The 19,020-nt window shown below is 74.9% G+C and carries 18 protein-coding genes; 9 read left to right on the forward strand and 9 right to left on the reverse strand.

Annotated features, from left to right (window positions below; genetic code table 11):
- Positions 1–6 precede the first annotated feature (6 nt).
- Both ACTEI_RS18500 and ACTEI_RS37095 read right to left on the reverse strand, forming a co-directional pair.
- Positions 7–819, reverse strand: coding sequence for a helix-turn-helix domain-containing protein (locus tag ACTEI_RS18500; protein WP_164466008.1), 813 nt, complete (start codon positions 817–819; stop codon positions 7–9).
- A 145-nt stretch (positions 820–964) separates the two neighbouring features.
- Positions 965–1,117: a hypothetical protein gene (locus tag ACTEI_RS37095; protein WP_164466009.1), complete on the reverse strand. Its 153-nt coding sequence runs from the start codon at positions 1,115–1,117 to the stop codon at positions 965–967.
- A gap of 671 nt (positions 1,118–1,788) precedes the next feature.
- Here ACTEI_RS37095 and ACTEI_RS18505 point away from each other — a divergent pair.
- A complete protein-coding gene (locus ACTEI_RS18505) occupies positions 1,789–2,682 on the forward strand; it encodes an IS5 family transposase (protein WP_122975831.1) in 894 nt (297 codons plus the stop codon).
- 20 nt (positions 2,683–2,702) lie between these two features.
- On the opposite strand, the gene ACTEI_RS18510 is transcribed toward ACTEI_RS18505, so the two are convergent.
- On the reverse strand, positions 2,703–3,137 hold the full coding sequence (locus ACTEI_RS18510) for a DUF6069 family protein (protein WP_122978800.1): 435 nt from the start codon (positions 3,135–3,137) through the stop codon (positions 2,703–2,705).
- Positions 3,138–3,268: 131 nt separating this feature from the next.
- Here ACTEI_RS18510 and ACTEI_RS39370 point away from each other — a divergent pair, with 131 nt between their 5' ends.
- Positions 3,269–4,435 carry a sensor histidine kinase gene (locus tag ACTEI_RS39370; RefSeq protein WP_122978801.1) on the forward strand — a complete coding sequence of 389 codons (1,167 nt, stop codon included), beginning with the start codon at positions 3,269–3,271 and terminating at the stop codon, positions 4,433–4,435.
- Positions 4,432–5,085 carry a response regulator gene (locus ACTEI_RS18520; protein WP_372443270.1) on the forward strand — a complete coding sequence of 218 codons (654 nt, stop codon included), beginning with the start codon at positions 4,432–4,434 and terminating at the stop codon, positions 5,083–5,085. The genes ACTEI_RS39370 and ACTEI_RS18520 overlap by 4 nt, the downstream gene beginning before the upstream one ends.
- Before the next feature lie 762 nt (positions 5,086–5,847).
- On the opposite strand, the gene ACTEI_RS18530 is transcribed toward ACTEI_RS18520, so the two are convergent.
- A complete protein-coding gene (locus ACTEI_RS18530; RefSeq protein ID WP_122978804.1) occupies positions 5,848–6,243 on the reverse strand; it encodes a ChaB family protein in 396 nt (131 codons plus the stop codon).
- Between the two features lie 28 nt (positions 6,244–6,271).
- Positions 6,272–7,120, reverse strand: coding sequence for a Rieske (2Fe-2S) protein (locus tag ACTEI_RS18535; RefSeq protein WP_122978805.1), 849 nt, complete (start codon positions 7,118–7,120; stop codon positions 6,272–6,274).
- Positions 7,121–7,271: 151 nt separating this feature from the next.
- Between ACTEI_RS18535 and ACTEI_RS18540 the strand changes: the two genes are divergently transcribed.
- Positions 7,272–7,616 carry an anti-sigma factor antagonist gene (locus ACTEI_RS18540; RefSeq protein WP_122978806.1) on the forward strand — a complete coding sequence of 115 codons (345 nt, stop codon included), beginning with the start codon at positions 7,272–7,274 and terminating at the stop codon, positions 7,614–7,616.
- A 255-nt stretch (positions 7,617–7,871) separates the two neighbouring features.
- Here ACTEI_RS18540 and ACTEI_RS18545 read toward each other — a convergent pair whose 3' ends face one another.
- Positions 7,872–8,282, reverse strand: coding sequence for a PspC domain-containing protein (locus ACTEI_RS18545; protein ID WP_122978807.1), 411 nt, complete (start codon positions 8,280–8,282; stop codon positions 7,872–7,874).
- Between the two features lie 295 nt (positions 8,283–8,577).
- Positions 8,578–9,378: an ATP-binding protein gene (locus ACTEI_RS18550; protein WP_122978808.1), complete on the reverse strand. Its 801-nt coding sequence runs from the start codon at positions 9,376–9,378 to the stop codon at positions 8,578–8,580.
- A 153-nt stretch (positions 9,379–9,531) separates the two neighbouring features.
- Here ACTEI_RS18550 and ACTEI_RS18555 point away from each other — a divergent pair, with 153 nt between their 5' ends.
- A complete protein-coding gene (locus ACTEI_RS18555; RefSeq protein WP_122978809.1) occupies positions 9,532–10,830 on the forward strand; it encodes a hypothetical protein in 1,299 nt (432 codons plus the stop codon).
- A 24-nt stretch (positions 10,831–10,854) separates the two neighbouring features.
- Positions 10,855–11,793: a TIGR03557 family F420-dependent LLM class oxidoreductase gene (locus tag ACTEI_RS18560; protein ID WP_122978810.1), complete on the forward strand. Its 939-nt coding sequence runs from the start codon at positions 10,855–10,857 to the stop codon at positions 11,791–11,793.
- 194 nt (positions 11,794–11,987) lie between these two features.
- On the opposite strand, the gene ACTEI_RS18565 is transcribed toward ACTEI_RS18560, so the two are convergent.
- Both ACTEI_RS18565 and ACTEI_RS18570 read right to left on the reverse strand, forming a co-directional pair.
- Complete coding sequence (locus tag ACTEI_RS18565; protein WP_145831034.1) at positions 11,988–12,776, reverse strand: hypothetical protein; 789 nt, start codon at positions 12,774–12,776, stop codon at positions 11,988–11,990.
- 101 nt (positions 12,777–12,877) lie between these two features.
- Entirely contained in the window at positions 12,878–13,918 is a 1,041-nt protein-coding gene (locus ACTEI_RS18570) for an alpha/beta hydrolase (protein ID WP_122978812.1), read from the reverse strand.
- 330 nt (positions 13,919–14,248) lie between these two features.
- On the opposite strand from ACTEI_RS18570, the gene ACTEI_RS18575 reads away from it, so the two are divergent.
- From ACTEI_RS18575 to helR, 3 genes are all read left to right on the forward strand, one after another.
- The gene (locus ACTEI_RS18575; protein ID WP_122978813.1) at positions 14,249–15,664 is read left to right on the forward strand and encodes a protein adenylyltransferase SelO; all 1,416 of its coding nucleotides are present in this window, start codon (positions 14,249–14,251) and stop codon (positions 15,662–15,664) included.
- A gap of 383 nt (positions 15,665–16,047) precedes the next feature.
- The gene (locus ACTEI_RS18580) at positions 16,048–16,845 is read left to right on the forward strand and encodes a glycosyltransferase family 1 protein (RefSeq protein WP_145831032.1); all 798 of its coding nucleotides are present in this window, start codon (positions 16,048–16,050) and stop codon (positions 16,843–16,845) included.
- The gene (gene helR / locus ACTEI_RS18585) at positions 16,842–18,974 is read left to right on the forward strand and encodes an RNA polymerase recycling motor ATPase HelR (RefSeq protein ID WP_122978815.1); all 2,133 of its coding nucleotides are present in this window, start codon (positions 16,842–16,844) and stop codon (positions 18,972–18,974) included. The genes ACTEI_RS18580 and helR overlap by 4 nt, the downstream gene beginning before the upstream one ends.
- Positions 18,975–19,020: the final 46 nt, after the last annotated feature.

Below are 19,020 nucleotides of genomic sequence, written 5' to 3' on the forward strand. Positions count from 1 at the left end.
GGCGGATCACCCGCAGCGGCGCAGGGTCTGCTCCAGGATGCGCCGGGTGTCCTCCGGCTTGCAGGCCACGATCCCGATCTCGCTCCAGGCGATCCGGTACGGCTCCGACTTGGCGACGTCCTCGATGAACAGGGCGTCGTCGAGCTGCTCCAGGTAGACCACCTCGGACAGGCGCGCGCTGCGCAGGCGCAGGATGGAGAAGGAGTTGCTCCGGGCGGCGCAGGCGCCACGCTTGACGATCTGGATCCTGACGTGCGGCAGATCGGTGGCTCTGATCAGGAAGTCGAGCTGCCGGCGCATGACGGCCGGATCGTCGAGACCGTCCTCCAGCGCCGCGTTGTCGATGATCGCCCAGATCTGCGAGGCGCGCCGCCGCAGGATGCTGGCCTGCCGTCGCATCCGCACGTCCACGCGCCGCTGGATGTCCTCCTCGTCGGTGTAGCGATCACGGATGGTGGCCTCGGCGTACTCGCGGGTCTGCAGCAGTCCCGGGATGAACCGGTTCTCATAGGTGTAGATGTACTGGGCGACCGACTCCAGCAGCAGATAGGAGCGGTACCACTCGGCGAGGGAATTGCTGTAGGGCGCCCACCACGGCTTCTCGTTGAGCCGGGCGTTCAGGCTCAGCAGCGCCGCACGCTCACGGGCGTCGTGCATGCGGTAGTACGTCAGAAGGGTGTCGAGATCGGCGTCCTTGAACGGGACCTGTCCCAGCTCCAGCCGGGACACCTTGGCCGGGTGACACCGGAGATGCTTGGCGGCGTCCTCCCGGCTGATGCCGCATTCTTCCCGAAGGATGCGCAGCTGGCGGCCGAGCATCGCGAGCGCCGTGCTCGGGCGCCCCCGGCCTTCTGACGCCTGAGCCTCGGTGGATGGCACTTCACACTCTCCGGTGACGTGTTTGCGGGGGTCCTGCTGGTGGGCGACGGGTGTGTCGACGGCGAAGATCATCGGTGGGTCCGCCTCAGCGCCGGGCCGAGCGGCCGGGCAGGAGGCGATGCGCCAGCCTGCTGGACAGGGCGACGCAGGCCGTGCCGGCGATCGTCGCGAGGTGGGGTTGGCCGAACACGGCGGCCGCCAGGGAGAAGCCCATCAGCAGGACGGCGACCGTGAGCACGAGGGCAGCTCTGTGGTCACGGGCGCCGGCCGGCGGCGGGACGGGGACGTCGGGTCCGCTTCGGCGTTGACCTTCTCGGTTTCGCACGAGGCGTATCGTCCATGCGGCGACCACAGTGGGCAAGTGCCTATGCACTTGTGCATGCACGTGCAGATGCAGCGCGCACGACTCGGCGCCAGGTCCGGCACCAGCGCGGCGGACGTCGCGCCATCGCCGTCCGACAACCGACGCCGGGCAGGCGCGTCACCCGCACGAGGGACCACTTCGGCCCGGAGATCCGCGGCGGGCCCGGCGGCGCCCGGGACCGGCACGTCGCGCGGTCCCGGCGCGGGACCGGATGGGCCGGCGCGGTCCCCGCGCGGGGCCGGATGGGCCGGCGCGGTCCCGGCGCGGGGCCGGATGGGCCGGCGCGGTCCCCGCGCGGGGCCGGATGGGCCGGCGCGGTCCCCGCGCGGGGCCGGATGGGCCGGCGCGGTCCCCGCGCGGGGCCGGATGGGCCGGCGCGGTCCCCGCGCGGGGCCGGATGGATGATCCGGGGGCGGCGAGGGCTAGGCCGCGTTTCGTAAGTGCGGGCGAGGTGTGACGTGTCCCGGCGTGGCGGTTGTCGATACGAAGTGAGGTCTCCGGTAAACGGGTTAGCGACCAAGCAAACCTGAACCACCGGAGACCTCGTGCCCAGGGTAGCGGCAGCGAGGCGACACGATCTCACCGACGTTCAGTGGGCGGTGCTGGAACCTGCGCTGCCTGCGGAGCCACGGCGAGGCCGTCCGCCGCGATGGACGAAACGGCAGATCATCGATGGGATCCGGTGGCGGGTCCGGGCGGGAACACCGTGGCGGGACGTGCCCGAGGTGTACGCACCCTGGCAGACGTTGTATCGCTGGTTCCGGCGCTGGCAGCGCGACGGGACGTGGGCGAAGATCCTGGCCCGGCTCCAGACCCGGGCCGACGCCGCCGGTGACATCGAGTGGGCGGTGAGCGTCGATTCCACGATCAGCCGTGCCCATCAGCATGCCGCGGGTGCCCGTCGTGATGGTGACCTGCAGAAGGAACCGCCGGGTGGGGTGTTCGCCGAACCCGGCGATCATGCTCTGGGCAGGTCCCGGGGCGGGTTCACCACCAAGACCCATCTGGCCTGTGAGCAGGGTCGTAAGACGCTGTCGACGGTGATCACCGCTGGTCAGCGGGGTGACAGCCCGCAGTTCATCAAGGTCCTGGAACGCATCAAGGTCTATCGGGTCGGTGGTGGCCGGCCCCGTACCCGGCCGGATCTGGTCCTGGCGGACAAGGCGTACACCAGCCGGGGCAATCGCGGGTACGCCCGCCGCCGCAGGATCAGGGTGTGCATCCCGAGCAAGGCCGACCAGGACGCCTACCGCAAGGCCAAAGGCTCCAAGGGCGGGCGTCCTCCGGCGTTCGACCCGGTCGTGTACCGGCAGCGTCACGCCGTGGAATGCGGCATCAACCAGCTCAAACAGAACCGGGCGATGGCCACCCGGTACGACAAGCTTGCCGTCCGCTTCGAAGCCACCGTCACCATCGCCGTCATCAACCAATGGCTCTGATGACCTTTACGAAACGCGGCCTAGCGCCGGGGGCACCCGCGGGGCAGTCCGATGAGCAGCGCCGCGCCGACGGTCAGGTGCATACCGACCAGCGCCAGCCTGCTGCCGGCGTCGACGCCGCTGCCCAGCGGACCGGCCAGGGAGAGCAGCAGCACGAGCAGGCCGATCATCCGGAACGTCCGGGCGGGCCGCCGGGTGTGCCGCTCCAGCAGGGCGAGCAGGCCCCAGGCGACCAGCCCCGCGGCCAGCGCGGCCGGCACGACCGCGGCCGGACCGATCTGCTCGACGCCGCCGCCGCGGCGGACGGTCGGGTCGGCGCCGGCCAGCGGGCCGTTGACCGCCCAGATCAGCAGGGCGCCGGCCGCTGCGGCGGCGACGGTGAGCGCGCGGCCGGCGCGCCGCCGGATGGTGGGGTGGGTGCTGGTGGGCTCGGCGAGGTGCTTGTCGTTCGTCATGCCGACGAGCGTCCCGGCCCGGACCGGTACGCCACATCGGACCGCCGGCCGCGCGCCCGCTCACTTCCGCACCGGCGGCCTACCACTTTCGATGGTGTCGCCGCCGGTGACCCGCCGGTTAGCCTCGCCCGATGACGAGCCTCCTCACCCGGCGGGCCGGCGGCCACGGTCCCGGCGCCGGCGCGGTCGCGGCGATGCTGGGCATCTGCGGGCCGCTGATCGCGGCCACCGTGCTGGGCTGGTGGAGCGGCCGCCCGCCCGGGCCGCCGCTCGCCCTGGACGTCGTCGCCGGGCTCCTGAGCTGGCTGCTCACGCCGCTGCTGCTGTGGCGGCCGGGCGCCACCACGGCGGTGCTGTCCGCGCTGGCCGCGGTGTCCCCGGCGGCCACCCCGGCCGCCACGACCGGTGCGCTGCAGGTGGCGCGGCGCCGCCGCTTCCCGCTCGCGATCGCGGTGACCGCCGGCGGGATCGGGGCGCACGCGGTCCAGGGCGCCTGGCGCTCCAACGGCGGCATGTCGTACGGGTGGTGGCTGGTCCTGATCACCGTCGGGTACGGCGCGCTGCTCGGCTGGGGCGCGTGGGCGCAGGCCCGGCAGGCGCTGATCCACTCGCTGCGCGAGCGGGCCCGCCGCGCCGAGGCGGAGCAGGGCCGGCGGGTCGCCGAGGCCCGGATGCTGGAACGCCGCAAGATCGCTCACGAGATGCACGACGTGCTCGCGCACCGGCTGTCGCTGCTGGCGACGTTCGCCGGCGCGATGGAGTACCGCCCGGACTCCTCGCCGGAGCAGATGTCGCGGGCCGCCGGCGTGGTCCGCGACGGCGTGCACCAGGCGCTGGAGGAGCTGCGCGAGGTCATCTCGCTGCTGCGCGACGACGGGCCGCCGGACGACGAGACGGTCCGCCCGCAGCCGGTGCTCACCGACGTCCCGCGCCTGGTCGAGGAGTCCCGCGGGGCCGGCGTCGAGGTGCTGCTGCGCGAGACGGTGGACCGGCCCGGCGAGGCGCCGCCGGCGGTGGCCCGCACCGCGTACCGGGTCATCCAGGAGGGCCTGACCAACGCCCGCAAACACGCGACCGGGCGGCCGGTGCACGTCGAGGTGCGCGGTGGTCCCGGCGCCGGGCTGGAGATCTGCGTACGCAACCGGCTCGCCCCGCCCGGCGCCACGCCGCCCGCCTGGTCCGGCGGGGCCGGACTGGTCGGGCTCACCGAACGGGTGCGCCTGGCCGGCGGGCGGCTCGACCACGAGTCGGCCGGCGGCGAGTTCCGGTTACGCGCGTCGATACCATGGCCGGCATGAACCCGCCGGTGCGCGTGCTCGTGGTCGACGACGACGCGCTGGTACGCGCCGGGCTGACCATGATGCTCGACGGCGCCCCGGGCATCGCCGTGGTGGGTGAGGCCGCCGACGGCGCCGACGCGCCGGCCGCGGTCGACGCGCACGCCCCCGACGTCGTACTGATGGACCTGCGCATGCCGCGCGTCGACGGGATCACCGCGACCCGGCGCCTGCGGGCCCGGCCACGCCCGCCCGAGATCATCGTGCTGACCACGTTCGACACCGACGAGAACATCCTGCACGCGCTACGCGCCGGGGCCAGCGGCTTCCTGCTCAAGGACACTCCACCGGCCCGGATCGCCGAGGCGGTCCGCCAGGTCGCCGCCGGTGAGCCGATCCTGTCGCCGCGGATCACCCGCCGGCTGATGGACCGGGTCGCGGCGCAGGCCGGCGCGTACGCCCGGGCCCGCGCCAGGCTGGCGACGCTGAGCCCGCGCGAGCAGGACGTGGTGGCCGCGATCGGCCAGGGCCGCGCCAACACCGACATCGCCGCGACCCTGGACATGACCCTGGCCACCGTGAAGACGCACGTGTCGCACATCCTCACCAAACTGGACCTCGACAACCGTACCCAGATCGCGCTGCTCGCCCACGACGCCGGCCTGGTCTGAGCCCGCGGCGACACCGCGCCGACGAGCCCGGCCCGGGCACCAGGGGTGCGCCGGTTCGCCGCCGGGAAAATCGGTTGACGGCGCCGATACTCTGATCCTCCGTACCGCACGGCGGTCCGTGCGGTCGGGAGGGGCCCTGCCCTCTGGACCCCGGCAGCCGCCATGCGCCGGGCGCCCGCCCTCTCCTTCCTGCTCGTCACCGCCTTTGCCGGACATGCTCGGGCTCGGCCTGATCGTGCCGATCACGCCGGGCCTGCTGGCGCGGCCACCACGGACACCTCCGCCGCGGCGTTCTGGTCCGTCCTGCTCGGCGCGGTGGACGTACGCCTGCCGTTCCTCGCCGCGGCCGCGCTGTCGTTCGCCAACGCCGGGTACGGCCGGTTCGTGCTGCCCGAGTCGCGTCCCGGCGACCGCACCACCGCGCTGACCCTGCGCGCCACGAACCCGGTCACGCGACCGCCGCGGTCCTGCGGCGGCCGCTCTCCGTGCTGCTGGCGGCCGGGGTGCCCGGCTCGGCCGGCGCCGCGGCAGCCCGGTCCTGGATCTCCGGCCAGGTCGGCGCGGGCGAGCAGGGCAGGGTGCAGGGCGCGCGCTGACCGGGATCGGGACGTCGCCTCGACCCCCGGCCCTGAGCCCTCGGCTCCCGGCCCCCGGCCCCCGGCCCCCGGCTCCCGGCTCCCGGCGATGACGGTGCCGCGAGCACGTGAGTGACGGCGACGCGGGCGCGGCAGCATCGTCGCCGCGCCCGCGTCGTGGCCGGGTTCAGCCGCGGGCCCGGCGGGTGCTCCGGGCGTTGGCCTTCTGGATCGCGTCGACCAGCTCACTCTTGGTCATCCGGGAGCGCCCGCTGATCTCCAGGCGCTTGGCCACGTCCATCAGGTGCTGCTTGCTGGCGTTGGCGTCCACACCGCCGGCGGTCCGGGCCGCGGTGTCCCGGCCACCGGCCGCCTTGGCGTCGCTCGGGCCGCGCTTGGCCTTCGGCTCCCAGTGGTCGCCGACCTTCTCGAACGAGTGCTTGACCGCGGCGAAAGCGGTGCGGTGCGCCCGCTCGCCCTCACCGTACTCGGCCACCGCGGAGTCGTGCGTCTTGACGAACGTGTCCTGCGCCTTCTTCGGCGACCGCTTCAACGTGGACGGCATGTCGTCACGTGCGGGCATGGTGAACCTCCGATCGGGGGACGGTTGATCAGGGCCGGCGCAGCTCGATCCGGCCGTCGCGGACCCGGACCGGGATGACCGGCTGGTTGTTGGCGGCCGGGCCGTGCACCACGGCCCCGTCGCTAAGCCGGAACGTGCTGCCGTGCCAGGGGCACACCACGCAGGCGTCCCAGCCCTCGCCGGTGACCTCGCCCTCGCCCAGCGGACCGGTCTCGTGCGCGCACCGTTCCACCAGCGCGGACACCCGGTCGGCGATCCGGTAGAGCAGCACCGGCACGTCCCCGGCCAGCCGGACCACGGTGCGGCCCTCCGGCACCGACGCCAGCGAGCAGACCTCGGTCCACTGCTCCGGCAGGCGGTCGACGGCCGAGGCGGCGTGGTTGGTCGCGGCGCCCTGCGCGTACGCGAGATGCCCGCCCAGGTAGGCGCCCATCCCGGCCACGCTCAGACCGGCGTAGCCGAGCGCCTTGCCGCGCGCCGAGCGGCCCCGCAGCCGGGCCACCAGCGACGCGGTGTAGAGGCCGAGCGCCACCACGTTCGCGCCGGCGTGCACCAGGCCGACCCGTCGCCGGTCCCGGGTCAGCTGCGACCAGTCGGTCCACCCGGCCGCCACCGCCGGCAGCGTGGACGCGATGCCGACCGAGAGCAGCGTGGTGGCGGCCCGGCGGCGACCGGGCAGCAGGTCCAGGATCGCGGTGGACACGAACGCGCCGACCGGCATCTGCACCAGCACCGGGTGCAGCGGGTGCCCCAGCCAGGTACCGTGCAGCAGGTCGCGCAGCCGCTGCGGGCGGACCGTGGTGGTGACCGCGGACTGCAACCGGTCACTGACCTTGTCCAGCTGTCGAGCTTCTTCCAGGCGGTTGAGGATCGGCATGCCGACCCGATTTCCCTGCCACGGTCAGCCGAAACGCCGACCCCGTGCGGATTGGCCTCACCACGGCTAGGGTGACAAGTCCACGCGATCGGCCCGCACGGGTCATCATCAGCGAGGAAACTCAGGCGCCGCCTCTCTCGGGAGGAAACACATGACGGGCTCGTTCGCGGTGACCAAGCACGCCGAGGGCGCGGGCGTCATCCGCCTCGCCGTGCGCGGCGAGATCGACGACGAGGTCAGCGACGCCCTCGCCGGGATCGTCGCCAACGCCGCCGCCCAGCCGGGCGTGACCGCCCTGGTCATCGACCTGGAGAAGGTGCGCTTCCTGGCCGCCGCCGGGATCAGCGCGCTGCTGGAGGGCCGCGCCGCGACGCTCCAGCACGGCTGCTCCTACCAGGTGGTCAACGCCCGCGGCGTGGTGCACGGCGTGCTGGCCACCACCGGCTTGCTCAGCCTGTTCCAGACCACGATCCGCCGCACCGCGGCGCACCGTTAGGGCCGATCCCTTCCCGGTACGATCGCGTGGCCCCGCCCGCAGGCCGGCCGGCCGCGCCCCGTGCGGGTGCGGCGCGAGGTCCGACGCGGGCACGACCCCGGCCGCGCAGCCCGGTCCGGGGCCGGGCCAGGCGATCCCGCTGATCGGCCGGGCGGGATGCCGGCCCGGCATCGATCGACACGCGTGCCGCGCAACGGGCCGTGCGCGTCGGTGATGTCCGGCATGGGCTCCGCCGGAACCGGCGCGCCCCGCCCGTCACGGCTTTCGCTCGTAGATCGAGGTCAGCACCAGGATCCCGGCCAGCACGACGAGCATCGGCCAGAACAGGCCCACCGGCAGCCACGGCACCGCCAGGCGCAGCAGCAGCACGCCGCCCAGCACAACCAGCGCCAGCGCGAGATACCACGAGACCAGGCCGAGCGACAGCCGTGGTCGCGCGGGCTCGTCGATGTCGTCGGGTATGAGGACCCAGGCGACCACGTACGCCAGCAGGCCGACTCCGCTGGCCAGGGCCAGGGCCGCCGCGACGATCCGCAACAGCAGCGGGTCGACCTCGAAGTGACGGCCGAGACCGCCGCACACACCGCCGATCACCCGGTCGGCACGGCTGCGGCGCAGGGTCCGCGCCGGGAACACCGGCGGGGTGGGTATGGATGGCGTTGTCATGACAACCACCCCCTACCGTCCAGGATGCCCGGGCCGGCTGGCGGACGTCAGGGCTATCGGCCCGGTGAGCGGGAATTTCCGGTCCCGGATCCGGGCCCGCGCGACGGCCGCGGCCAGCCGGGGCGCGACCGGCCGGAGCGGAACCGGCCGGGGCAGGACTACCGGAGCGAGACTGGTCGGGGCGGGGCGGGACCGGCCGGGACAGGAGCGGCCGGGGAGTCGTGCCGGGGCCGCACGGGGCTCGGCCGTGCGGCTGCGGGCGGGGCCACGAGGTCGTACCGGGGATGAAGCGGTCTCAGGCCGGCCCGCCGGGCCGGGTCAGGGCGGCCCAGACCACCTTGCCGCCCTCGATCGGGACGGCGCCCCAGCGCCGGGAGAACTGGTCGACCAGCAGCAGGCCGCGCGGCGCGGACGGGTCGACGGAGAAGACCGACGGGTCCAGGGCGCAGGCGGACGGGTCCGGGAAGAGAGCGGACGGGTCGAAGGGGAACCCCGTGCGGGTACGCGGCAGCGTCCCCGACCCGTCGCGGACCGCGATGATCAGGTGCCGGCGGCCCAGCGAGAGCCGCAGGTCGATCATGGTCCCGGCGTGCACGGCGGCGTTGGTGACCAGCTCGCCCGTGATCAGCCGGGCCGGGTCGGTCAGGCCGCCCAGCCGCCAGTGCGCGCAGGCCTCGCCGGCCAGGCGGCGGGCGTAGGCGGCCGCTCCGGAGACCGGCAGCAGGGTGTCCGCCATCGACGGCCGCCGGTCGCAGGGCTCGGCGGCCAGGGCCTCGGCCGTGCTGGACAGCACCGGCACCTGCCCGTAGCGGCCCGAGGCGAACCACTCGGCCACCTGGTCGCAGGACGTGCTCAGCAGCAGCGGGGTGCCCGGCCAGACGGCGGCCTGGCGAGCCACGGCGCTGAAGACGCCCAGCGCCGGTGGCTCGCGCACCTGCAGGCCGGTCAGCTCGGCGATCACCGCGTCCGGGCGTTCGACCAGGCAGGTGAGCAGGGCGGCGCGCACCTCACCGACGGTCGCCGCGGACAGGTCGCCGCTGAGCCGCACCAGCGTCCTGGTGCCGACCTGGCTGACCGCGCTGCTTATCCCCGGCATTTGGTCATTCTTGCCCTGTGTCCCGGCGAATCCAACATAAGATTTGCCACCTGTCTGGCTGCTATTCCGCAGTATGCCCACGGGAACCGGTTTCCACGCGCACGCCGTCGCACACGGCGCGGCCGCGGTGCGCCGCGCCGGAGGCGAGGTCCGATGAAGCTGCCCCGCGAGATCGCCGGTGGCGACTCCGCCTGGGCGCTGGCCGTCGCGCTCGCGCGGTTCCTGCACGGGCGGGACACTCCCCCGCCCGGCCGGGCCGCCCGGCACGCGCTGGCCGCCGCGGCCGCCCGGCTGCCCCAACCGCTGCGGCAGGCGGCCTGCGGCGTGCTGAGCGGCGCCGGGGGCGGTCCGCCGGAGCGGATGGCGACCCTGGACGTGGAGGCGCTCTACACCCGGATCGCCGCGGCCTATCCGCGCCGCCGGCATCCGGCCGTGGTGATCGGCTCCGCGTCCGGCGCGCTCGTCCACCTGTGTGCCGCCCTGGGCGTGCCGTGGCTGCCGCAGACCGTGGCGCTGCCGGTACGGCACCGCGACGGCCCGCCGGACGGCCCGCACGCCGTCGACCGCGCCGCCCGCGACCTGCTGGACCGCCACCCGGACCTGGTCCTGCTGCAGGGGCCCGACCCGGGGCGGGGGACATCGTGCTTCCGCATCCGGCGCACCCGTCTGGGCGCCGGCTACCGGCGCCTGCTCATCGACCGTCTCCCGCCCGGCGGCACCATCGTGCTCGCCGAGTGTGGGCAGCGCTGGCCGGTCCGCACCCTCGGTGACCGGCACCGGTACCAGCTCGGCGCGCCCGGGCGCCCGCAACCGGCCGATCCGTGGCCTCGCGGGGCGGACGACGCGCCGGAGGGCGAGTGGGGTTTCGAGGCGGAGCTGGAGGAGGACGTACGGCGGTTCGCCGACCGGCACGGGTTCCGGGTGCGGCGGCTCGACTTCGACGGCCCGGAGGACCTCAGCGCCCCGGTCGCCGACCTGTACCGCTGGTGGCACCGTCGGCGCGGGCTCCCGGCGAACCGGCTGATCGTGGACTCGTTCACGCTGCTGGACCCGTGGTGGACGCTGCGTACCGGCAGCGCGCCGTACTGGACGCTCGGGCCGGTCCCGGAGTCGCTGGCCGGGCTCGACCGCTATCTGGACGCCACCGGGCCGTGGGACCACCTGCTGCTCGCCGCGTTCAGCCACGGCGTGCCCGGCCCCGGCGCGGTCACCGCCGAGCGGTGGTGCGAGGTGCTGTGCCGGGCCCGGCTGCACGGCGCGTTCGCCGGTGTGTCGCCGCACCGCTACCCGAGCGACCCGATGACGCCGTGGCACTTCGGCCGGGCGCTGCGGGAGATCCCGGAACGGCATCCGATGCCGGCGCCGCTGACCCTGGACACCGTCGCCGCTTTCCTCACCGACCATGCCGCGCGGTACCCGCGGGTGCGCCTGGAGGCGGCCACGGTTCGCTGATCGCGGAGTGGGTATCCGGCCGGTATGCGAATCGGATACTTCCTGTCCTGTGAGGAATACTCCCCCGCCCAGCTCATCGAGCAGGCGAAGCTGGCGCAGGACGCCGGCTTCCAGGGGCTGTGGATCTCCGACCACTATCACCCGTGGAACGACGCGCAGGGCCAGAGCCCCTTCGTGTGGTCGATCCTCGGGGCCCTCAGCCAGGTCGTCACCATCCCGGTCACCACCGCGGTGACCTGCCCGATCCTGCGTATCCACCCGGCCGTGGTGGCGCAGGCGGCGGCGACCAGCGCGGTGCTGCACGACGGCCGGTTCGTGCTGGGCGTGGGCACCGGGGAGGCGCTCAACGAGCACATCACCGGGGAGCGGTGGCCGTTCGCCGACGAGCGCCTGGAGATGCTCGAGGAGGCCGTCGAGGTGATGCGCGAGCTGTGGAAGGGCGGCTTCGTCACCCACCACGGCAAGCACTACCGGGTGGACCAGGCCCGGCTCTACACGCTGCCGCAGACGCCGCCGAAGGTGTACGTGTCGGCCTTCGGCCCGAAGGCGCTCCAGGTCGCCGGGCGGATCGGCGACGGCTACGTCTCCACCATGCCGGACGGCGACCTGCTCCAGCAGTTCCGGGACGCGGGCGGGGCCGGCAAGCCGGCGCAGGGCGGTTTCAAGGGTTGCTGGGCGCCGACCGAGGAGCAGGGCGTGGAGATCGCGCACCGGCTGTGGGCGAACGCCGGCGTCCCCGGTGAGCTGTCCCAGGTGCTGCCGTCGCCGCGGCACTTCGAGCAGGCCAGCCAGCTGGTCACCCCGGACGCGATCCGCGAGGCGATCGTCTGCGGGCCGGAGCCGGCCGGGCACGCCGCCCAGCTCAAGGCCTACGAGCAGGCCGGGTTCGACGAGGTGTACGTGGCGAACATCGGCCCGAACTACGCCGAGTTCATCGACATGTACCGCCGCGAGTTCCTCTGATCGGGCGGGACCGCCGGGAGCGGGGGGCTGCGCGACGTGCCGGGGTCCGGACGCGCCCGCGCGGCGGGGGCCGCTCCGGCCGTCCGGGCACTGCGGACCGGCCGCCCTGGCCGCCCCGGCACGGCTGACCGGCCGCCCCGGCTGCTCCTGCCGTCCGGCACGGATCGGCGGGGAGAAGCCGGCACGGCCGCCGGTCAGTTCTGTGTCGCGGCGAAGGCGATCAGGCCGAACAGGACGATCGGGATCATGATCCCGATCCAGGTCATCGGGCGTTCCAGCAGGCGGGGGCCGGGGTCCATCGGCGGTCGGCTGGGCGCGTACGGGTTGGGCTGGGGTGTCGCCAGCTTGGCCACGCGACCGCGCCGGATCAGATTCATCAGCACGGTGAACGGCGTGATGATGAACGAGCCGTAGCCGTACCAGCCCTGGACCAGCGTGCGCGAGGTCATGTGCCGGAAGACGCCGAGCCCGCAGTCGCGGCAGAACGGGCCCTCGTTGCTGAGGAACCGCATGATGACCACCATGCCCTGGTGTCCCCGGAACGTCGCCCGGGCGGCCGGGACCGAGCCGCAGAAGCGGCAGGCCAGCATCCCCTGCGGCGGGTGGCCGGGCTGTGCCGCCGGATATCCGGCCACCGCCGGGTCCGGCTGAGCCGAGTACGGCGCCGGCAGCTCGTGCCCGACCGGCGCGCCGTGGGCGGCCGGACCGGCGTACTGGCCCGGCGCGGCGTAGCCCGGCTGCCCGCCCGGCGCGGGCTGACCGGCCGGAACCGGCTGACCCGCGGTCGCGGGCGGACCGCCCGGCGCGGGGTGGCCGCCCGGCGCGGGGTAACCCGTCGGCGCGGGGTAACCGGCCGGCGCGGGGTAGCCGGTCGGCTGCTGGCCGGGGTGTGCCGACCCGGGATGGGCGCCGAGAGCGGGGTATCCGCCCGGGGCGGGGGCGGCGGGCGCGCCGCCCCACGGGGCGGGCTGCGGGTGGGACATCAGCACCTCGTGACCTGAGAAGAACCTGTGAGCGCGTCAGGGTACTAGTCGATCAATAGGTGCCGCTGTCCCGGCCGCCTGGCGACACCGGCGGCGACGGATCAGGTGGCCGGGCGCCGCAACCAGGCGGCGAGCAGGTCCACGGTACGCAGGCCGGCGTCGGTGAACGGCTCGTTCAGGGTGCCGTGGGGGGCGCCCGGCAGCAGGTGCACGCTCGTACTCACCCCGGCGGCGCGCAGCTGCTCGGCATACAGCTCGCCGGAGCGGCGCAGGGTGTCCGCCTCGCAGTTGACGATCAGCGTGGGCGGGGTGCCGACCAGGTCGCCGAGGCCGGGGAACGCGTACGGATCGGCCGGCCCGGCCGCCCCCGCGTAGTGCGCGCTCAGGTCCCGCACCCACGCCGGGGAGAAGTACACCGCGCCCGGCCGGTCACGGATGGCCGCCAGCGCGGCGGCGTCCCACCCGGAGATCTCCGGGTGCAGCACCGGGTAGGCGAGCACCACCGACGCCGGCGGGCGGCCCTCGCCGTCGCGCAGCCGCTTGGCCACCCCGGCGGCCAGGTTGCCGCCCGCGCTGGCCCCGCCCAGATGCATCCGGGCGGCCGGCACGCCGAGCAGGTCCGGCTGGCTGACCGCCCACCGCCAGCCGGTGAGCACGTCGTCGGACGGCGCCGGGTAGCAGACGCCGTGCAGCGCCTTGCGGTAGTCCAGCGACAGCACCGGGATGCCGCGCGCGGCCAGACTCAGCCCGGTCCAGTGCGCCTCCGCCATCCGCAGTGTGCCCTGCACGAACGCGCCGCCGTGCACCCAGACCAGCGCCGCCTCGGGGTCGCCGCCGGGCAGCCGGTAGAGGCGGGCCGGGACGCCCTCGATCGCCGGCTCGCTGACCTCGACGGCGGCCAGTTCGGGGAACCGCGCGAGCAGCTCGGCATGGGTCGGGCCGGGGTCCGGCATCGCGCCGGCGACCTCCAGCATCCGGACGAACTCCGCCACCGGCGGCAGCTCGCCCGCGGTCGCGCCGTTCAGCACGGCGCGCTGGACCGGGCGCGGCAGGGTGCGCAGGGCCCTCATCGCGTACCCGAGGAGGGTGGCCCGGGCCCGCGCCTGGCGCGGCACCGTGCCGCTGAGCTGGGTGTTGGTCATGGGTCCATTGTCCCCCGGCCCCGCCCGGCGGCCCCGGGGTCCACCGCGCGACGGCGTGTCGCCCCGGAGAGCGCCGGCAGCGGTCCACGCCGCGCTCCGAGGCGCACTCCACGCCGCGCTCCGGGGCGCTCCACGCCGCGCTCCGCAGCGATCGGAGCTGCCCGGGTCGCGGGTGGCGCACCCGCCCGCCGGTGGTGCGCGACCGGCCGCGGGTGGCGCAGGACCGGGCAGGGGTGGCGCAGGACCGGCCGCCGGTGGCGCAGGACCGGGCAGGGGTGGCGCAGGACCGGCCACCGGCATGGTCGCGGCTGTCGCGGGTAACGTCGACGGGTGGATGTTTCCTGCCCCGCCCTGACCCTGACGCACCGGTTCGCCGACGAGTTGCCGGAGATGGCGATCCCCTGGCGGGCCGAGGAGGCCCCCGACCCACGGGTGCTCGTCGCCGACGAACAGCTGGCCGCCGAGCTCGGCCTGGACCCGGAGTGGCTCACCGCCGGCCTGCTCACCGGCGTCGACCTGCCCGCGGGCGCGAAGCCGGTGGCGCAGGCGTACGCCGGGCACCAGTTCGGTGGTTACTCGCCGCGCCTGGGTGACGGCCGTGCCCTGCTGCTCGGTGAGATCGACGGCCGTGACCTGCACCTGAAGGGCTCCGGCCGGACCCCGTTCGCGCGCGGCGGCGACGGGCTGGCCGCGGTCGGCCCGATGCTGCGCGAGCACATCGTCAGCCGGGGGATGCACGCGCTGGGCATCCCGACCACCCGGTCGCTGGCCGTGGTCGCCACCGGCCGCACGGTTTACCGCGAGGAGCCGCTGCCCGGCGCGGTCCTGGCCCGGGTGGCGGCCAGCCACCTGCGGGTCGGCAGTTTCCAGTACGCCCGGGCCACCGGCGATCTCGGCCTGCTGCGCCGGCTCGCCGATCACGCGATCAGCCGCCACCACCCCGCCACCGCGGGCGACTACCTGGCCTTCTTCGACGCCGTGGTGGCCGCGCAGGCGTCACTGATCGCACAGTGGATGCTGGTCGGGTTCGTGCACGGGGTGATGAACACCGACAACATGACGATCTCCGGCGAGACCATCGACTACGGCCCGTGCGCGTTCATGGAGGCGGTGGACCCGGCGACGGTGTACAGCTCGATCGACACCGGTGGGCGGTATGCGTACGGCAACCAGCCGGGCATCGGGCAGTGGAACCTGGCGCGGCTCGCGGAGGCGCTGCTACCGCTGATCCACGACGACGAGCAGCAGGCCATCCCGCTCGCGGTGCAGGCGCTGGAGCGGTTCGGGCCGGCGTTCGACGCGGCGTGGTCCGCCGGGATGCGGGCCAAGCTGGGGCTCTCCGCTGACGCGGAGCAACAGTCGCTGGTGGACGAGCTGGCCGTCCTGCTGCGGGGCGCGCGGGTCGATCACACGACCTTCTTCCGTACGCTGTCGGCCGCCGCCCGGGGCGACGCCGAGCCGGCGCGTGCCCTCTTCGCCGACCCGGCCGGCTTCGACTCGTGGCTGCCGCGCTGGCGGGCCCTGTCTCCGGACGCCGCGGCGATGGATCGGGTCAACCCGCTCTACATTCCGCGCAATCACCTGGTGGAGGAGGCGCTGTCGGCGGCCGTCGGCGGTGACCTGGCGCCGGCGCGCCGGCTGCTGGAGGCGGTCTCCGACCCGTTCCGGGAACGGCCCGGCCTGACCCGGTACGCCGAGCCCGCCCCCGGCGACTTCGGTCCCTACCGCACCTTCTGCGGCACCTGACGCCGCGCAGCGCCGGGCCGGCGCATCCCGCGGACCCCGGCGCCGACCCGGCGGCCGGCTTTCCGGCCGCCGGGCCTGCTGCGGGCCGGTCACCGGGGCGGCGCCGGGTTCGCCGCGAAGGTGTTCCTCCTGGCCTGCGTGGCCGTGGTGGGGGCGCTGCCGGGTCGGTGCGGACGCACGGGCTACCCGATCCACACACGTCGACATGCGGGCATGTGAATGGGATGGCATGTCGAATTGCCGAGCGCCGAGAAACGCGACAGGAAGGGGAGAACGCACCACTTCCCATTTCTAACCTATAGCACACCGGGGGTCTTGCGGCAAGCCCCGGTTTCTCCTGCACAATCGCCCGGTCGAAGCGGTGAGTGGCGAAGGGGACCAGCGTGCGCGTGGTGCTGTCGACGTACGACTCGCGAGGGGGCGTCGAGCCACTCGTCGGCCTGGCGGCGCGGTTGCGGGAGCCCGGCGCGGAGGTGACCTTCTGCGCTCCCCCGGACGATCCCCAGCGGTTCGCCCGCGCCGGGGTGCCACCGGTCGCGGTCGGCGACTCGCCGCGGGCGCTGCTGACCGGCGCGGCGCCGGCCTCGGCGGGTGGCGTGCCGGCCCGGGCCGCCCGGCTCGTCGCCGAGCAGTTCGCGAAGCTGCCCGCCCTGGTCGAGGGCGCCGACCCGCTGCTGGCCTGCGGCATCCTGCCCGCGGTGACCGCGGCGCGGTCGGTGGCCGAGCGGCACGGGGTCCGGTACGGGTACGCGGCCCTGCAGCCCACCTCGCTGCCGTCGCCGTGCCAGCCGCCGATCGCCCGGCCGGCGCCTCCGCTGGATCCGGCGGTCACCGACAACCGGCTGCTTCGGGACCGTGCCGCCCGGGACGCCGAGGCGCTGTTCGCCGCGGCTCCGGGCGCCGAGCGGGCCCGGCACGGCCTGCCGCCGGTGGCCGGGGTCCGCGACTACGGCCTCACCGATCCGCCGTGGCTGGCCACCGACCCGCTGCTCGGCCCGTGGCCGGAGGGTTCCGGGCCGGACGTGCCGGGCATCGGCGCCGTGGCGGCCGGCCCCGACGAGCTTCCCGCGGCGTTGCGCGTCGCGTGCGAACCGCAGACCGCGGCGCACGCCGCCGCCGTGAGGTACCCGGACGGCGCGGGCGTCGCCGCCCAGCTGCTGGTCGAGGAGCTGCGGCCGTGACCGTGTTCCGCCTGCCGCCGAACCTGGCCGCCAAGAACGACCCGGCGCTGATCGCCGGGGACGAGCAGCATTTCACCGCGATCGCCGGCAACCTCGGGCGCTCGATCGCCGAACTGTCCGAGCGTCTGGACGCCGCCCGCCGGGCGCCGGCCGGACGGGGCCGGCAGGCGGTGGACCGTGACGACGCGGTCCGGGAGATGACCGCCCGTCTGCGCGCCCTGCGCCGGTTCAGCCTGGACCTGTGCCTGGGGCGGATGGTGCGGGCGGACGGCGAGACGGTCTACATCGGGCGGCTCGGCCTCACCGACGGGCAGGGCGGGCGGCTGCTGGTCGACTGGCGCTCGCCGGCCGCCGAACCGTTCTTCGGCGCCACCCACGCCCGCCCGACCGGCCTGGCCAGCCGCCGCCGGTACCGCTGGCGGGACGGGCGGATCATCGACTACTGGGACGAGGTGTTCACCCCGGACGCGCTGCACGGGCACGCCGCGCTCGACGACCAGTCGGCGTTCATCGCCAGCCTGGGCGCCAGCCGGTCACCGCGGATGCGCGACGTGCTCGGCACCATCCAGGCCGACCAGGACGCGATCATCCGGGCCGGGTCGTCCGGGGCGCTGGTCGTGGACGGCGGGCCGGGCACCGGCAAGACCGTGGTGGCGCTGCACCGGACCGCGTACCTGCGGTACACCGACTCGCGGCTGGGCCGGCGGCGCGGCGGTGTGCTGTTCGTCGGGCCGCACGAGCCGTACCTGGCGTACGTGTCGGACGTGCTGCCCGGCCTCGGCGAGGACGACGTGCAGACCTGCACGCTGCGTGACCTGGTCGCCGAGGGCGCCACGGCGGCGCCGGAGACCGACCCGGAGGTGGCCCGGCTCAAGTCGTCGGCGCGCCTGGTGGAGGCGATGGAGGCGGCGGTCCGGTTCTACGAGGAGCCACCGGCCACCGGCCTGACCGTGACGACCCACGACGCCGAGCTGCGCCTGAGCGCCGCGGACTGGGCCGAGGCCTTCCAGGCGGCCGACCCGGGCACCCCGCACAATGAGGCCCGCGACCGGATCTGGGACGAGCTGGTCACGATGCTGCTGGAGCGCTACGCCGGCGACGAGCCCGAGCGCCTGGTCCGGCAGTCGCTGCTGGGCAACCGGGAGCTGGTCACCGCGTTCGGCCGGGCCTGGCCGCTGCTGGAGGCGGCCGACCTGGTCGCCGACCTCTGGTCGGTGCCGGCCTACCTGCGCCGGTGCGCGCCGTGGCTGAGCGTGGACGAGATCCGCACGCTGCAACGCGCCGACCCGCGCGCGTGGACGGTCGCCGACCTGCCGCTGCTGGACGCGGTCCGGCAGCGGCTCGGCGACCCGCGGGCGGCGCGCCGACGACGGCGGGAGCAGGTCGCGGCCGCCGCCCGGCGCGCCGACATGGACCGGGTGGTCGACGACCTGATCGCCTCGCACGAGTACGACGACGGCGAGGGCCTGATGACCATGCTGCGCCAGCCGGACCTGCGGGAGGTGCTGGCCGGGGACGACCCGGCGGCGCGGCCCGAGCCGGATCTGCTGGCCGGCCCGTTCGCGCACATCGTGGTGGACGAGGCGCAGGAGCTGACCGACGCGCAGTGGCGGATGCTGCTGCTGCGCTGTCCGTCGCGGAGCCTGACCATCGTCGGCGACCGTGCCCAGGCCCGGCACGGCTTCACCGAGTCGTGGGAGCAGCGGCTGCGGCGCATCGGGCTGGAGCGCATCACGCTGGCGCCGCTGACCGTCAACTACCGGACCCCGGCGGAGGTGATGGCGCAGGCCGAGCCGGTGATCCGGGCGGTGTTGCCGGACGCCAACGTGCCGGTGTCGATCCGCGGCAACGGGCAACCGGTCGTACACGCACGGGCCGCCGACCTGCGCGACATCCTGGACCGGTGGCTGGCGGCCAACGCCGAAGGCGTCGCGTGCGTGATCGGCGACCCGGCGTTCGTGGCGGCGCCGCGGGTGCGCTCGCTGCGCCCGGAGCTGACCAAGGGCCTGGAGTTCGACCTGGTCGTGCTGGTCGATCCGGAGCGGTTCGGCGCGGGCGTGACCGGCGCGGTGGACCGCTACGTCGCGATGACCCGGGCGACGCAGCGGCTGGTGATCCTGACCAGCTGACGCACCTGTCGGCCGATGCTGACCGCCGGCCCGGTCGCCGGGTCGT

The organism is Actinoplanes teichomyceticus ATCC 31121, from assembly GCF_003711105.1.
Taxonomy (GTDB): Bacteria; Actinomycetota; Actinomycetes; order Mycobacteriales; family Micromonosporaceae; genus Actinoplanes; species Actinoplanes teichomyceticus.

What these genes read in the sequence shown, in the direction of transcription:
- ACTEI_RS18545 (WP_122978807.1), bottom strand. Translation starts at nt 8,282, where the DNA reads ATGACAACGCCATCCATACCCACCCCGCCGGTGTTCCCGGCGCGGACC.
- ACTEI_RS18500 (WP_164466008.1), bottom strand. Translation starts at nt 819, where the DNA reads ATGCTCGGCCGCCAGCTGCGCATCCTTCGGGAAGAATGCGGCATCAGC.
- ACTEI_RS18530 (WP_122978804.1), bottom strand. Translation starts at nt 6,243, where the DNA reads ATGCCCGCACGTGACGACATGCCGTCCACGTTGAAGCGGTCGCCGAAG.
- ACTEI_RS18570 (WP_122978812.1), bottom strand. Translation starts at nt 13,918, where the DNA reads ATGACCAACACCCAGCTCAGCGGCACGGTGCCGCGCCAGGCGCGGGCC.
- ACTEI_RS18520 (WP_372443270.1), top strand. Translation starts at nt 4,432, where the DNA reads ATGAACCCGCCGGTGCGCGTGCTCGTGGTCGACGACGACGCGCTGGTA.
- ACTEI_RS18565 (WP_145831034.1), bottom strand. Translation starts at nt 12,776, where the DNA reads ATGTCCCACCCGCAGCCCGCCCCGTGGGGCGGCGCGCCCGCCGCCCCC.
- ACTEI_RS18510 (WP_122978800.1), bottom strand. Translation starts at nt 3,137, where the DNA reads ATGACGAACGACAAGCACCTCGCCGAGCCCACCAGCACCCACCCCACC.
- ACTEI_RS18550 (WP_122978808.1), bottom strand. Translation starts at nt 9,378, where the DNA reads ATGCCGGGGATAAGCAGCGCGGTCAGCCAGGTCGGCACCAGGACGCTG.
- ACTEI_RS39370 (WP_122978801.1), top strand. Translation starts at nt 3,269, where the DNA reads ATGACGAGCCTCCTCACCCGGCGGGCCGGCGGCCACGGTCCCGGCGCC.
- ACTEI_RS18560 (WP_122978810.1), top strand. Translation starts at nt 10,855, where the DNA reads ATGCGAATCGGATACTTCCTGTCCTGTGAGGAATACTCCCCCGCCCAG.
- ACTEI_RS18535 (WP_122978805.1), bottom strand. Translation starts at nt 7,120, where the DNA reads ATGCCGATCCTCAACCGCCTGGAAGAAGCTCGACAGCTGGACAAGGTC.
- ACTEI_RS18540 (WP_122978806.1), top strand. Translation starts at nt 7,272, where the DNA reads ATGACGGGCTCGTTCGCGGTGACCAAGCACGCCGAGGGCGCGGGCGTC.
- ACTEI_RS18555 (WP_122978809.1), top strand. Translation starts at nt 9,532, where the DNA reads ATGAAGCTGCCCCGCGAGATCGCCGGTGGCGACTCCGCCTGGGCGCTG.